12 protein-coding genes are annotated in these 14,382 nt (G+C 73.9%); 2 read left to right on the top strand and 10 right to left on the bottom strand.

Annotated features, from left to right (window positions below; translation table 11 throughout):
* Nucleotides 1-149: 149 nt before the first annotated feature.
* From GUY61_RS09690 to pdhA, 8 genes are all read right to left on the bottom strand, one after another.
* Entirely contained in the window at nt 150-872 is a 723-nt protein-coding gene (locus tag GUY61_RS09690) for a hypothetical protein (RefSeq protein WP_166629647.1), read from the bottom strand.
* Nucleotides 873-1,173: 301 nt separating this feature from the next.
* Nucleotides 1,174-2,151, bottom strand: a complete 978-nt coding sequence (locus GUY61_RS09685) for an NAD(P)H-quinone oxidoreductase (RefSeq protein WP_166629672.1) — start codon at nt 2,149-2,151, stop codon at nt 1,174-1,176.
* Nucleotides 2,152-2,299: 148 nt separating this feature from the next.
* Nucleotides 2,300-3,397, bottom strand: coding sequence for a TrkA family potassium uptake protein (locus tag GUY61_RS09680; protein WP_166629671.1), 1,098 nt, complete (start codon nt 3,395-3,397; stop codon nt 2,300-2,302).
* Nucleotides 3,394-4,968 (bottom strand): molybdopterin molybdotransferase MoeA, encoded by a 1,575-nt coding sequence (locus tag GUY61_RS09675; RefSeq protein ID WP_166629670.1) that lies wholly within the window; start codon nt 4,966-4,968, stop codon nt 3,394-3,396. Before GUY61_RS09675 ends, GUY61_RS09680 begins: the two co-directional genes overlap by 4 nt.
* Complete coding sequence (locus GUY61_RS09670; RefSeq protein WP_166629669.1) at nt 4,965-5,900, bottom strand: NTP transferase domain-containing protein; 936 nt, start codon at nt 5,898-5,900, stop codon at nt 4,965-4,967. The genes GUY61_RS09675 and GUY61_RS09670 overlap by 4 nt, the downstream gene beginning before the upstream one ends.
* Nucleotides 5,901-5,953: 53 nt before the next feature.
* Complete coding sequence (locus tag GUY61_RS09665; protein WP_166629668.1) at nt 5,954-7,444, bottom strand: dihydrolipoamide acetyltransferase family protein; 1,491 nt, start codon at nt 7,442-7,444, stop codon at nt 5,954-5,956.
* On the bottom strand, nt 7,444-8,457 hold the full coding sequence (locus tag GUY61_RS09660) for an alpha-ketoacid dehydrogenase subunit beta (protein ID WP_166629667.1): 1,014 nt from the start codon (nt 8,455-8,457) through the stop codon (nt 7,444-7,446). The genes GUY61_RS09665 and GUY61_RS09660 overlap by 1 nt, the downstream gene beginning before the upstream one ends.
* Nucleotides 8,454-9,584, bottom strand: a complete 1,131-nt coding sequence (gene pdhA, locus GUY61_RS09655) for a pyruvate dehydrogenase (acetyl-transferring) E1 component subunit alpha (RefSeq protein ID WP_166629666.1) — start codon at nt 9,582-9,584, stop codon at nt 8,454-8,456. Before pdhA ends, GUY61_RS09660 begins: the two co-directional genes overlap by 4 nt.
* 214 nt (nt 9,585-9,798) lie before the next feature.
* On the opposite strand from pdhA, the gene GUY61_RS09650 reads away from it, so the two are divergent.
* A complete protein-coding gene (locus GUY61_RS09650; protein ID WP_166629665.1) occupies nt 9,799-10,344 on the top strand; it encodes an Lrp/AsnC family transcriptional regulator in 546 nt (181 codons plus the stop codon).
* Nucleotides 10,345-10,402: 58 nt separating this feature from the next.
* On the opposite strand, the gene GUY61_RS09645 is transcribed toward GUY61_RS09650, so the two are convergent.
* Together GUY61_RS09645 and GUY61_RS09640 are read right to left on the bottom strand one after the other, a co-directional pair.
* Complete coding sequence (locus tag GUY61_RS09645; RefSeq protein ID WP_166629664.1) at nt 10,403-11,005, bottom strand: TetR/AcrR family transcriptional regulator; 603 nt, start codon at nt 11,003-11,005, stop codon at nt 10,403-10,405.
* A complete protein-coding gene (locus GUY61_RS09640; protein WP_166629663.1) occupies nt 11,002-12,537 on the bottom strand; it encodes a 3-hydroxyacyl-CoA dehydrogenase in 1,536 nt (511 codons plus the stop codon). The genes GUY61_RS09645 and GUY61_RS09640 overlap by 4 nt, the downstream gene beginning before the upstream one ends.
* Before the next feature lie 132 nt (nt 12,538-12,669).
* On the opposite strand from GUY61_RS09640, the gene paaN reads away from it, so the two are divergent.
* Nucleotides 12,670-14,379, top strand: a complete 1,710-nt coding sequence (gene paaN / locus GUY61_RS09635; RefSeq protein WP_166629662.1) for a phenylacetic acid degradation protein PaaN — start codon at nt 12,670-12,672, stop codon at nt 14,377-14,379.
* Nucleotides 14,380-14,382 lie beyond the last annotated feature (3 nt).

The following is a 14,382-nucleotide window of genomic DNA, read 5'->3' as shown; positions in this document are numbered from 1 at the left end:
GCCCAGGGTGACCACGGCCGTGACGGCGGAGGACAGCAGCGGGACGAGCGAGGGCCGTCGGGCCGGGTCCGGGGGGCGGGCACCCCGCGGCAGACCGGTATGCCGAGTGTGCCGCTGTCCGTGAGCCGGTGTCCCCGGCGGCGCGGATGTCAGCGATTGCGCAGCCGGAGGCCGATGAAGCCCAGGCCGAGGCCGATCAGGGTCAGCCCGGCCCCGAAGGGCAGCACGTCCAGGACCTGGCCCGACGCCCTGGAGGGTTCGGCGGCCGTGTGCCGACCGGAGCGCCTGTCCCTTCCCGTTCCCGGCTCGTCCTCGGGCACCACCGTCGCGGTCGCCGACGCCCTCGGCTCGGCGAGGGTGTGCCCGTCGCTGTCGCCGTCGCCGTCACCATGCCCGTCGCCGTCGCCGTCGCCGTCTCCGCCTGGGCGCTCGCCCGTGACGGAGCCGGGGTACCGGTCCGGGTCGAGGCCGGGGCCCCGGTCCCGGTCCCGGCGGGGATCCGGGACGCCGGGCTCCCGGTCCGGGAACGGACGGCCGGGCTCGCGGTCCGGGAACGGACGACCGGGCTCCCGGCCGGGGAACAGGCCGCCGGGTTCGCGACCGGGTCCGGCAAAGTCACCACGACCGGGGCCGACGGGCGGTCCGGTCGGCCCGGTCGGGGTGATGGCGCCCTCGGCGCCCTCCTCCGCCTCCTCCGCCTCCTCCGCCGGATCGGGGATCACCTCCGACGGGGCGCGGCCAGGCCGGGGACGTCCCTCACCCGCCCGGCGTCCGGCGAACTGCTCCTGGGGGTCTTCCGCGTTCGCCGCGTGGGCCGAGGAGGGGGGTTCCACCGCCCGGGCGAGGGAGACCGGGGCAACGGCGGAGAGCACGGTCAGGGCGAGAACAACCCCCGCCAGGCGCGGTCCCGCCGGGCGGAGGCCAGGAGCGGAAATGCCGGTGGCCACCCTCGCGACCCCCTCCCGTGCCGAGCCTCCAGATGCCGAACTCAGCGTCACATACCTACGCAAGTCCGGCATCCCGGAGGAGCCGCAGGGGTTGGGGCGGCCGGCACGCGGGCGCGCACCGAAGGGACGGGCGCGGACAGAGGCGCGGACGGAGGCGCGGACGGAGGCGCGGACGGAGGGCGGGCGGACGCGCACAGGCCGGGGAGGGGCGGCAGGTGAACCGGCGTCAGCGGACGAGCAGCACCTTCCCGACGTGCGTCCCGGAATCCAGCGCCTCGTGCGCCTCGGCGGCCCGCGCCATCGGGACCGTTCGGTCGATCACCGGGTGCACCCGCCCGGTACCGATCAGCGGCCACACGTGCTCACGCACCGCCGCCACGATCGCGGCCTTCTCGCCCGGCGGCCGGGCCCGCAGCGAGGTCGCGGTGATCGCGCCCCGCTTGGCCAGCAGCGCGCCCAGGTTCAGTTCGCCCTTGTTGCCGCCCTGGAGGCCGATGACCGCCAGTCGACCGTTGACCGCGAGGGCCTTCACATTCCGGTCCAGGTACTTCGCGCCGATGATGTCGAAGATGACATCGGCCCCGGCCCCGTCCGTGGCCTTGCGGATCTCCACCCCGAAGTCCTGCTCGCGGTAGTCGATGAGGATGTCCGCGCCCAGTTCCCGGCACCGCTGGAGTTTCTCCGGACCACCCGCCGTCACCGCGACGCGCGCGCCCACGGCCTTCGCCAGCTGGATCGCCATCGTGCCGATGCCGCTCGCCCCGCCGTGGACCAGCAGGGTCTCACCAGGCCGCAGATGCGCCACCATGAACACGTTCGACCAGACCGTGCAGGTCACTTCGGGCAGTCCCGCGGCCGTGACCAGGTCCACCCCCTCCGGCAGCGGCAGCAGCTGGCCCGCCGGCACGGCCACCTTCTCGGCGTAACCGCCGCCGCTCAGCAGCGCGCACACCTCGTCACCGACGGCCCAGCCGGACACCCCGGGCCCCAGCGCGACGATCCGGCCCGAGCACTCCAGACCGGGATACGGGGAGGCGCCTGGCGGGGGATCGTAGAAGCCCTGGCGCTGCAGCAGATCGGCGCGGTTGACGCCGGCCGCCGCGACCTCGACCAGGACCTCGCCCTCGGTGGGCACCGGGTCCGGGACCTCGGCCCAGATCAAGGCCTCGGGTCCGCCCGGCTGGGGAATGGTGATCGCATGCATGACGGGGAGGCTACTCCGGGCCTCCGGGCGATTTCACGGGGCCCGTCGGCGTACGGCGTACAGCGTAGGAGGGACGGGTCGCGGCGGAGCCGGCCGGCCCGTGGGTCCCGTGGGCGCACAGGACCCCTGGGCGGAGCCGACCGGTACGTCACACGGGCGGCAGCGGCCTGGTCTCGACGGGCGGGCGTCCGCTCGGCGACACCCGCACAATGGTGATCAGCCGGTCCGTCAGCTGGAGCGGGCTCGCCTCCGGGTCGTCGTACCCGAGCAGCCGGTGCCCGCGCAGCACGCTGACAACCAGGTCCTCCGTCTCCCGGACGCTCTTCCCCACCTCGGCCTTTATCACCGGCCGTTCGACGAGGTCCAGGCCGCTGCCCTGCTGGATCAGGTCCTCCATGACGGTGCCCGCGCTGGGGCTGAGGCAGGACAGACCGAGCAGCCGGCCGGCCGCACTGGCGCTGGTGATCACCGCGTCGGCGCCCGACTGGCGCAGCAGCGGCGCGTTCTCCTCCTCGCGCACCGCGGCCACGATCTTCGCCGCGCGGTTGAGCTGACGGGCCGTGAGGGCGACCAGGACCGCGGTGTCGTCGCGCTGCGTGGCGATGATGATCTGCTTGGCCTTGTGCACCTCGGCGCGCAGCAGCACCTCGCTGCGGGTGGCGTCGCCCACCACCCCGGCGAAACCGTCGGCGGTCGCCGCCTCGATCACTTTCTCACTGGGATCCACGACCACGACCTGTTCCGCCTTCAGGCCCGTGGCACGCAGGGTGAGCAGCGCGGAACGGCCCTTGGTGCCGAACCCGACGACGACGGTGTGGTAGCGCAAGGTGGACCTCCAGCGGGACAGCCGCCACTCCTCGCGGGTGCGCTCGGTGAGCACTTCGAGGGTGGTGCCGACCAGGATGATCAGGAAGAGCACGCGAAGCGGGGTGACGAGCAGGATGTTGATCAGCCGCGCGCTGTCGCTGTGCGGGACGATGTCGCCGTACCCGGTGGTGGAGAGGGTGACGGTGGCGTAGTAGAAGCAGTCCAGCAGGTCGAGCGATTCGTCGGCGTTGTCGTGGTAACCCTCGCGGTCGAGGTACACGATGAGCACGGTCACCAGCAGCACCCCGAGTGCCATCAGCAGACGCCGTATGACCTGGTGCATCGGCTGGACGACGTCCTGACGGGGCAGCTTGATGCGGATGTCGAGCTGTCTCTCCTCCGCGCGCCGGGCGATGGTGTCGTGTCCGGGCAGCTTCACCGCGCGGTCCTCCAGGGAAGGTCGAGGATCTCCAGTTCCCGGCCCGGCGCGGCCCCGCCGGGCGGCACGACGGCCAGCCCGTCCGCGGCGGCGACGCCGCGCAGCATGGCCGGGCCGTTGTAGCGCAGCACCTGGGCCTCCTGCCCGTGGTGCACGACCGGTACCAGCCGGGTGTCCCGGGGGTGGCCCTGCACGGCGTCCCGTACGGGCACGGTCCGCGGCTCCGCGCGGTACGGACGCAGCAGCGGCTCGGCGAGCGTCAGCAGGCCGGAGACCGCGGCGAGCGGGTTGCCCGGCAGGCCGACCAGGTGCCGGTGTCCGCCGAGGCGCGCCAGCAGCATCGGGTGCCCGGGGCGCACCGCCACCGAGTCGACGAGCAGTTCGGCACCCGCCCTGCGCAGGATCGGGTGCACATGGTCGACGGGACCGGCCGCCGTGCCGCCGGTCGTCACGATCAGCTCGGCGGGGGACGTGGTGACGGCCTTGAACAGGGCCTCAGCGTCGTCGCCCAGCCGCCGGGTGGAGAGCACCTCGGCGCCCAGTCCGGTCAGCCAGGGGCCGAGCATCGGGCCCAGCGCGTCCCGGATCAGTCCGTCGTGGGGGAGGCCTTCGGCCAGCAGTTCGTCGCCGAGGACAAGGACCTCGACGCGCGGCCGGGCCAGTGTGACCAGCTCGTCGTAGCCGGCGGCGGCGGCCAGTCCCAGCACGGCGGGCGTGACGAGCGAGCCGGACGGGATGAGCTCGTCCCCGCTGCGGCACTCCTGGCCGCGGGGCCTGATGTCCTGGCCGGGGCTCACCTCGTGCGGCGTGCGCAGCTGCCCGCCCCCGTCCCCGTCCGTGGTCCGTCCGTGCTCGCTGCGGATGACGGCCGTCGCCCCGGACGGGATCCGGGCCCCGGTCGCGATCCGCACCGCCCGGCCGTCCTCCAGCGCCTCCGGCTCGCTCTGCCCCGCGAGCACTCCCGTACCCGCGTCGATCCGCCAGGGCCCTGGGCCGGCCACCGCCCATCCGTCCATCGCGGACGTGTCGAACGACGGCAGGTCCGTCAGTGCCGTCAGCGGCTCGGCCAGCACCCGGCCGAAGGCCCGCTCCAGAGCCACCCGCTCGGTCCGCCCGGGCGCCGAGCGCCCCGCGCGGCGTGCCCGGTCCCGGGCCTCGGCCCAGCCCACGGCGCCTTCCCGGTGCGTTCCCACGACGGGTTTCCCTTCCTCGGTCCGGGGTGCGCCGCCAGGGCCGGTGCCGTTACCGGTGCCGTTGCCCGTGTCGGCGGCGCGGTGCGGCGCGGCAGTCCGCGCACCGTCGGGGCCCCGGGTCTGCGACGCCCCGGCCTCCCTGCTGCCGAGCCCCCGCGCGCCCGCACGGTCCGTCACCTCACGGCCACCGCCCGGCGCATCCGGCGCTGCGCCCGGCCCCCGGCTCGCTGGCCCGGGTGCCGCGCTCGGCGTCCCCCCGGATTCCGCCGCTTGCCCCGCGGGCGCCGGGCCGTTGACGAGGGCGAGAGCGTCGTCGAAGGCCCGGTCGTCTTCCTCGGGCGGCCGGGCGGGGCCGGGCGGCCGGGCGGGCGGAGTCATCCCGCGTCCGGGCCGTCGTCGGCCCCGCCCTCCGCCTCGCCCTCACGGGCCCAGCGCTCGGCGAGGGCCGCCGCCTTCGCCGCGGCCTCGGCCACGGCTTCACGCCCGCCCCCGGCCGACCGCGCGGCCGCGTACCCGACGAGGAAGGTGGTCAGCGGCGCGGCCGGGCGCGCGACTCCGTGGGCGGCATCGCGCGCGAGGTCGAGCAGTACGCCCGTGTCCACGTCCAGCTCGATGCCCAACTCGTCCTTGACTGCGGTGATCCATTCGTCCAACACACGCCCATGCTCCCTGATGCGGGCCCTGGCTGTGGAGACGTCGTCCCAGGTGTCGCAGTCGAAGGCGGCGCCCCCGGCCGCGGGCAGCCGGGCCAGCCGCAACTCGGCGGTGAGAAGCCGCAGCGGCAGGCCGCGCAGGCTGCCGTGCTCCGTCGCCAGCAGGGCGAGTTCGCGGCGCAGCGGTTCCGCGCGGTACGCCGCCACCAGCGGCTGGTCGCGTCCCGAGTCGTCGACGGCAAGCACACCCTCGCACGCGGGGTCCTCGCCGAGCCTGCCCAGCAGCTGCCCCACCGTGCCCGAGGTCAGGAACGGCAGGTCCGCGGAAAGCACGACGAGACGGTCCGCCTCCCCTGCCCGGCGCAGCCCCGCGTCGAGCGCCGCGAGCGGCCCGCCACCCGGCGGGTCCTCGCGGGCCCACTCCACACGGCGGGCGGTCGGCCGGCGCCCGCCGACGACGACCGTGGTGGCGGCGCCGGCGCAGGCGCTCAGCACCCGGTCGAGCAGCGGGCGCCCGCCCACGCTCACACCGGGCTTGTCGGCGCCGCCGAGCCGGGTGGCGGCACCGCCTGCGAGTACGACGGCGTCGTACGCCGCGACGGTGTCACCGGCGTCGTTCGCCGACGGCGTCGGGGATGAGGCCGATGTCGAGGTCACCCACCGAGTATGGGCACGACCGGCCACGGACCGGGCCCCGGGGTCCCGGAACGTCAGAGCGTGCGCAGCAGCACCGCCGGCCGCTCGACGCAGTCCGCCACATACCGCAGGAAACCCCCCGCCGTGCCGCCGTCGCAGACCCGGTGATCGAAGGTCAGCGACAGCTGGACGACCTGCCGCACCGCCAACTCTCCCTCGTGGACCCACGGCTTGGGCACGATCCGGCCGACGCCGAGCATCGCCGCCTCGGGGTGGTTGATGATCGGCGTCGAGCCGTCCACCCCGAACACTCCGTAGTTGTTCAGCGTGAACGTCCCGCCGGTCAGCTCGCCGGGCGTCAGCGTCCCGGCCCGCGCCGACTCCGTCAGGCGGGCGAACTCGGCACTCAGCGACTCCGCGTCGCGGGTGTGCGCGTCGCGCACGACGGGCACGACGAGCCCGCGCGGGGTCTGGGCGGCGAAGCCGAGGTGCACCTCGGGCAGCCGTACGACCTCGCGGGCCTCGGTGTCCACGGTGGAGTTGAGTTCCGGGAACCGGGCGAGGGCGGCCGTGCAGATCCGTGCCAGCAGCGCGATCAGCGAGATCTTCGGGCCTCCGGCGGCGTTCATGGCCGTACGGGCCGCCATCAGCTCCGTCGCGTCGGCGTCCACCCAGCAGGTCGCGTCCGGTATCTCGCGCCGGCTGCGCGACAGCTTCTCCGCGACGGCGCCGCGCACCCCTCGCAGGGGCACCCGCTCGCCCGCCGGGGAGCTCGCGGCCGGTGAGACGGCCGCCGTGGCGGATGCGGCCTGCGCGGCGAACACCGCGGGAGCTGCGGGCGCGGTGGCTTCCACGGCCTGTGCGCGCTTCAGCGCGGCCTCCACGTCGGCCCGCGTGATCAGCCCGTCGGGGCCGGAGCCGGCCAGCCGCCGCAGGTCGATGCCGTGCTCCCTGGCCGTCTTCCGTACGAGCGGGGAGATGACCGGTACGGGCCCGTCGGCGCGGACCACGTCCGGTGCGGCCGGTGCACTTGGTGCAGCCGGTGCAGCCGGTGCGGCCGGTGCCGCCGGTGCCCGGCCATGGGCCGCCGCGGCGCCGTCGGCGACGACGGGCCGTATCCGCCGCCTGCGCGCGGCGGGCGCCCCCGTGCCGTAGCCGACCAGGACATTGCCGGAACCCTCCGTGGCCGCCGCGCCGCCGGGAGCCGCACCGTCCCGCGAGGAGGCGGACACGCCGGAGCCGGCCTCACCGGCCCGCTCCGAACCGCCAGTGCCACTGGCCCCGCCGGGCCCACTGGTCCCGTCCGTCCCGTTCGGGGGCGAGCCCACAGCGACCGTGATCAACGGGGCACCGACCGGGAGTTCCGAGCCGGGCTCGCCGAACCGGGCCGTGACCACACCGCCGTAGGGACACGGCACCTCGACGACCGCCTTGGCCGTCTCGACCTCCACGACCGGCTGGTCGACGGCGACCACCTCGCCGACCTCCACCAGCCAGCGGACGATCTCCGCCTCGGTGAGCCCCTCGCCGAGGTCGGGCAGCGTGAATTCCTTGACCTCGGGCATCAGTTCTCCGCCTCCCACTGCAGACGGGCCACCGCGTCCAGGATCCGGTCGACGCCCGGCAGGTGGTGACGCTCCAGCATCGGCGGCGGGTACGGGATGTCGAAGCCCGCGACGCGGAGCACGGGCGCCTCCAGATGGTGGAAGCAGCGCTCGGTGATCCGGGCGGCGATCTCGCCGCCGGGGCCGCCGAAGCCGCCCGACTCGTGGACGACGACCGCCCGGCCGGTCCTGCGGACCGACGCGCACACCGTCTCGTCGTCGAAGGGCACCAGGGACCGCAGGTCGACGACCTCGAGGTCCCAGCCCTCCGTCCGTGCCGCCTCGGCAGCCTCCATGCACACGGGCAGCGAGGGTCCGTAGGTGATCAGGGTCGCGCTGCGGCCGGTGCGCCGCACGACAGCCCTGCCTATGGGCTCCACGGCCGCCGGGGCGTCCGGCGACCACTCGGCCTTCGACCAGTAGAGCCGCTTGGGCTCAAGGAAGACGACCGGGTCGTCCGAGGCGATCGAGGCCCTGAGCAGCCCGTACGCGTCCTCGACCGTCGCAGGGGTCACCACGTGCAGGCCGGGGGTGGCGATGTAGTAGGCCTCCGAGGAGTCGCTGTGGTGCTCGACGCCGCCGATCCCGCCGCCGTACGGCACCCGCACGGTGATCGGCAGCGGCATCGCGCCGCGCGTCCTGTTGCGCATCCGGGCCACATGGCTGATGAGCTGCTCGAACGCGGGATAGGCGAACGCGTCGAACTGCATCTCCACGACGGGCCGCAGCCCGTACATCGCCATGCCGACGGCCGTTCCGAGAATGCCGGCCTCGGCGAGCGGGGTGTCCGTGCAGCGGTCCTCGCCGAACTCCTTGGTGAGACCGTCGGTGATCCTGAAGACGCCGCCGAGCGTGCCGACGTCCTCACCCATCACATGGACGGTGGGGTCCTCGGCCATCGCGTCGCGCAGGGCCCGCCCCAGCGCCTGCGCCATCGTGGCCGGCTTCGCCGCCTTCTGCGCGACGGTCGTCATGCTCCTGCCTCCGCGTCGAGTTCCGCGCGCAGCATCGCCCGCTGCTCCCGCAGCTGCGGGGTGGGCTCGGCATAGACGTGCGCGAACAGTTCCATCGGGTCGAGCACCGGGTCGGCGTTCATCCGCTCCCGCAGGCCGGCCGCCATCTCCTCGGCGGCGTCCTTGGCGGCCCGTACGGCGCCCTCGTCCAGCAGTCCGCGCCCGGTGAGCTCGTGCTCCAGAAGGGCTATCGGGTCGTGCTCCCGCCAGGCCGCCACCTCGGTGTCGCCGCGGTAGCGGGTGGCGTCGTCGGCGTTGGTGTGGGCGTCGATCCGGTAGGTGACGGCCTCGACCAGGGTCGGGCCGCCGCCCGCGCGGGCCCGGCGCACGGCGTCGGTCAGCACCTCGTGCACCGCGAGCACGTCGTTGCCGTCGACCAGCCGCCCCGGCATTCCGTATCCGACGGCCTTGTGTGCCAGGGACGGGGCGGCGGTCTGCTTGGCCAGCGGAACGGAGATCGCGAAGCCGTTGTTCTGCACCAGGAAGACGACCGGCGCCTTCCAGACGGCGGCGAAGTTGAGCGCCTCGTGGAAGTCGCCCTCGCTCGTGCCGCCGTCGCCGACCATGGCGAGGGCCACGACGTCGTCGCCCTTCAGCCGGGCGGCGTGGGCCAGGCCCACGGCGTGCGGGAGCTGGGTGGCCAGTGGCGTGGACAGCGGGGCGACGCGGTGCTCGCGCGGGTCGTACCCGGAGTGCCAGTCGCCGCGCAGCAGGGTCAGCGCCTGCACGGGGTCCACTCCGCGGGCGACCGCGGCGAGGGTGTCGCGGTAGCTGGGGAAGAGCCAGTCCTGGTCCTGGAGCGCCACCGCGGCGGCGACCTCGCAGGCCTCCTGTCCGGTGCTCGACGGGTAGACGGCGAGCCGGCCCTGCTTGGTGAGCGCGGTGGCCTGCGCGTTGTACCTCCGGCCGCGCACCAGCTCGGCGTGGAGGCGCACGGCGAGCGCCCCGTCGAACCGGGCCGCCGCCCCGGTGCCCAGCACGCGGTACGGCTCCCGGTCCGGCAGCAGCGGCTCGGGGTCCGTCCGCGGCTTCCAGGCGGGCGGGGGGCTGGGCCGGTACGACGCGCCGGGCAGCTCTTGGACCGTCATGGCGAGCACCTCCTTGTGGGAGTCGGGGCTGATCACGTACTGATCACGAAGGGGGAATGCACTGAGCGAGCGGGCACGTGAGTGTGGCGCGCCTCACCTACCGATTGTTCGGTTGCCGGCACATTTTGGCTACAGGCACCCTCAGCCTGTGGAAAATCGGTCCTGCGCGGCGATAAACAGAAGCAGGACGTCCACAACGGGGAGGCACAGGGGCATGGCAGCTGAACGGATGGCCGACGAGCCGGCGGAGCCGGTGCCCCCCGTCCCTCCCCTGGCCACGCGCGCCACGGAACCGGCGCAACCGGCCAGACCCCTCGACTCCATCGACCGGGCCATCCTGCGGCTGCTGCGCGCGGACGGCCGGGCCTCGATACGGTCCGTCGCCGAGCAGGTGCACGTGTCGCGTGCCAACGCCTACGCGCGGATCAACCGGCTCATCGAGGACGGGGTGATCCGCGGCTTCAGCGCCCGAGTCGACCACGAGAGGGCGGGACAGGGCGCATCCGCGTACATCACGCTGAAGATCGTGCAGAACTCCTGGCGCACGGTGCGCGAGAAGCTCCAGGAGCTGCCCGGCGCGGCACACATCGCCCTGGTCAGCGGAGATTTCGACGTACTGCTGCTGGTGCACACCCCCGACAACCGGGCGCTGCGCGAGCTCGTGCTGACCCGGATCCAGTCGATCCCCGAGGTGCTCAGCACGCGCACCCTGCTGGTCTTCGAGGAGACCGACCTGGATCCGGAGCCGCCGGAGAACTGATCGCACCGCACGCCCGGACCGTACGGCTCCGGGCCCGTGCGCCCGACCCGGCGACGGTTCAGCCGCCCGTACGGAGCCCGTCGAAGGCCATCCGCACCACGGTGTCGACGACCTCCGCGCGTTCGTGGCTGTGCCGGTGCCCCTCGGGCCGGTACCACTCCACCATCGAGTTGATCATTCCGAACAGCAGCCTGGTCGCCAGCCGTACGTCCACGTCCGCCCGCAGGTCGCCGTCCGCCACGGCCGCCTTCAGCAGTTCGGCGACCTCCTGGTCGAACTCTCGGCGGCGCTCCATGGCCCAGCGCTCCGTGGCGGTGTTGCCGCGCACCCTCAGCAGCAGCGTCACGTACGGGAGTTCCGCCATCAGGACCTCCACCGTGCGGCGCGTGACGTACTCCAGCCGCGCCACCGCGCGCCCCTCGCGCGCGCTCTGCTCCTCCAGGATCCCGAAGAGCCCGTCGAGCGCCCGGCTGACCGCCCGTCGCAGCAGTTCCTCCTTGCCCGCCACGTGGTGGTAGATGGACGACTTGGAGATGCCGGCGGCGCGGGAGAGGTGCTCCATGGACGTGCCGTCGTAGCCGCGCTCGTTGAAGACCGTCACCGCGACCGCGAGCAGCGATTCCGGGGTGTAGGTGTCGCGTTCTCTCCTGGGGACGGTCATGAGGGGGTCACATCCGTGTCGGCGTACGCACGGCGCCGCAGGCCGAGGGAGGGGGCGTAGCGGCCCGTGGGGCAGCGTTCGTGCATGGCCCTGAGCAGGTCGTGGAATCCGGCGGGCCCGAGGTCACGCGCCCACTCCAGCGGTCCGCGCGGGTAGTTCACACCGAGCCGCATCGCCGTGTCGATGTCCTCCTCGGTGGCGACGCCCCTGGCCACCGCGTCGGCGGCGACGTCGACGAGCATCGCGACGGTGCGGGCGACGATCATGCCGGGGACGTCGTCGATGATGCTCACCTGCTTGCCCATCGCCTGGAAGAGCCCCGTCGCGGCCTGCACGGTGTACTCGGGGGTGTCCGGAGAGGCGGCCAGCGCGACGCGGGTAGCCGTCCGGTAGTCCAGCGCGAGGTCGAAGAAGACGACGTTCTCGTACTCCACGGCCGTCTCGCCGTCGGTGAGACCCAGTTCCCCGCCGCCGGGCAGCTTGATGTGACCGCCGCCCTCCTCGCTGTGCCTGACCCTGATCCCCGCCTCCTCCATCATCGGCACCAGCTCCGCCGCCGGGCCCAGGTCTCCTGCGACGGTGACGGCGGAGGGCGCCGGGGCGGGGGCCGCCGTGTGCGGCTGCGGCCGCCGCGCGCCCTCGGCGTGGTCGTACCAGCCGTGACCGCTCTTGCGGCCGAGCCGTCCCGACTCCACGAGGCGGCGCTGGGCGAGCGAGGGCGTGAACTTCGGGTCGTGGAAGAAGGACTCCCACACGGACCGTGTGACGGCCTCGTTGACGTCCTGCCCGATCAGGTCGGTGAGCTCGAAGGGGCCCATCTTGAAGCCGCCGCACTCCCGCATCACCGCGTCGATGGTGGCCGGATCCGCGCCCCGCTGTTCGAGGACGGCGAAGGCCTCGGCGTAGAAGGGCCGCGCGACGCGGTTGACGATGAAGCCGGGTGTGTCGGCGCAGCGCACGGGGGTCTTGCCCCAGGCCCGGGCCGTCTCGTACGCGGTGCCGGCGGCCTCCTCGTCGGTGGCGGCCCCGGAGACGACCTCGACCAGCGGGAGCAGAGGAGCCGGGTTGAAGAAGTGCAGGCCCACGAAGCGGCCGGGGCGGCGCAGGGCGCCCGCGACGGCGGTCACGGACAGAGAGGAGGTGTTGGTCGCGAGCAGGCAGTCGTCGGCGACGACCTCCTCAAGGCCGGCGAAGAGGCGCTGCTTCACGTCGAGCACCTCGACGATCGCCTCCACGACGAGGACCGACCCGGCGAGGTCGGCCGGTTCCGCCGCCGGCGTCAGCCGCCGCGCCGCCGCCTCGCGTTCGGCGCCGTCCATGCGGCCCTTCTCCACGAGCCGGTCGAGGCGGCCGAGGATCGCCCGGGCGGCCTGCTCCGCGCGGCCCGGGGCGGAGTCGTAGAGCCGGACGGGATGGCCCGCGACCAGGGCGACCTGCGCGATTCCCTGGCCCATGGTGCCGGTGCCGACGACGGCGACCTGGCCGGAAGGGGCTATCGGCCGCCATTCGGCGGACCGGGTGTTCTCTGTCATGACCTGATCCTCCCCGAGTGCCCGGAGTGAGTTTTCCACAGGTCCCGCGGGCACTCTTGTCCCGACCGATCGTTCGGTTAATCTAACCTCTGTCCGCCTGTCCCGCCCGGCTCGACGAGGAGTTGGTCCGCAATGGCCGCCGAGCTCACCGCCCCGTACCTGATCGAGAAGCACCGCCCCACCCTCGACCGGGCCCTCGAGGCGATCCGCACTCGTGCCTACTGGTCCCCCCACCCCGAGCACCCCAAGGCGTACGGCGAGAACGGCTCCCTGGGGCCGGCCGAGGGCAAGGCCGCCTTCGACGCCCTGCTCGGCAGCCGTTTCGAGCTCGGCCAGCCCGGCACGGACGGCTGGACGGGACCCGGGCCGGACGAGGGCGGCGAGGTCTCCCCCTTCGGGCCCGAGCTGCGCGTCGAGTACCCGCACGCGGATCCCGACGTGCTGCTGCCGGCGATGCGCGCGGGAATGGCCGCCTGGCGGGACGCGGGCCCCGAAACGCGGGCCGTGGTCTGCCTGGAGATCCTGGCCAGGATCAGCGCCCGCTCACTGGAGCTGGCGCACGCCGTGATGCACACCAGCGGTCAGGCCTTCATGATGGCCTTCCAGGCAGGCGGCCCGCACGCCCAGGACCGCGGCCTGGAAGCGGTGGCCTACGCCTACGCCGAGCAGGTCCGCACGCCCGAGACGGCCGACTGGTCCAAGCCCCAGGGCAAGCGGGACCCGCTGAACCTGCGCAAGTCCTTCACAGCGGTGCCGCGCGGCATCGCGCTGATGATCGGCTGCAACACCTTCCCCACCTGGAACGGCTACCCCGGGCTGTTCGCCTCCCTGGCCACCGGCAACCCGGTCCTGGTCAAGCCGCATCCGCGGGCGGTGCTGCCGCTCGCGCTGACCGTCCGGATCGCCCGCGAGGCGCTCGCCGAGGCGGGCTTCGACCCCAACCTGGTGGCACTGGCCGCCGAGCGGCCCGGCGAGGGCATCGCCAGGGCGCTGGCCCTGCGCCCCGAGATCCGGATCATCGACTACACCGGCTCGACGGAGTTCGGCGACTGGCTGGAGGCCAACGCCCGCCAGGCCCAGGTGTACACGGAGAAGGCCGGCGTCAACACCGTCCTCGTCGAGTCGACCGACGACTACAAGGGCATGCTGTCCAACCTGGCCTTCTCGCTGTCCCTCTACAGCGGCCAGATGTGCACCACCCCGCAGAACCTCCTCATCCCCCGTGACGGCATCACGACCGACGCCGGCCCCAAGTCCTACGACGAGGTGGTCGCCGACCTGTCGGCCGCGGTGGCGGGCCTGCTGGGCGACGACGCGCGGGCGGCCGGCCTGCTCGGGGCGATCGTCAACCCGGGCGTGCGGGAACGTCTGGAGGCCGCTCCCGCCCTCGGCGAGGTGGCGCTCGCCTCCCGCGAGGTGAGCAGCCCCGAGTTCCCGGACGCGGTGGTGCGGACCCCGGTCGTCGTCAGGCTCGACGGCTCCAAGCCCGACGCCGAGACGGCGTATCTGTCCGAGTGCTTCGGCCCGGTGGCCTTCGCGGTCGCCGTGGACTCCGCAGCCGCCGGGGTGGAGCTGCTGCGGCGCACGATCCGCGAGAAGGGCGCGATGACGGTCGGGGCGTACACGACGTCGGAGCGGACGGAGCGCGCCGTCGTGGAGGTCTGCCTGGAGGAGTGCGCCCAGCTCTCCCTGAACCTCACCGGCGGGGTGTACGTCAACCAGACTGCGGCCTTCTCCGACTTCCACGGCTCGGGCGGCAACCCCGCGGCGAACTCCGCGCTGTGCGACGGCGCGTTCGTCGCCAACCGCTTCCGCGTGGTGGAGGTGCGGCGCCAGGCCTAGCCG

The organism is Streptomyces sp. GC420 (assembly GCF_009916105.1).
Taxonomy (GTDB): domain Bacteria; phylum Actinomycetota; class Actinomycetes; order Streptomycetales; family Streptomycetaceae; genus Streptomyces.
This window is presented reverse-complemented; position numbering and strand designations above follow the sequence as displayed.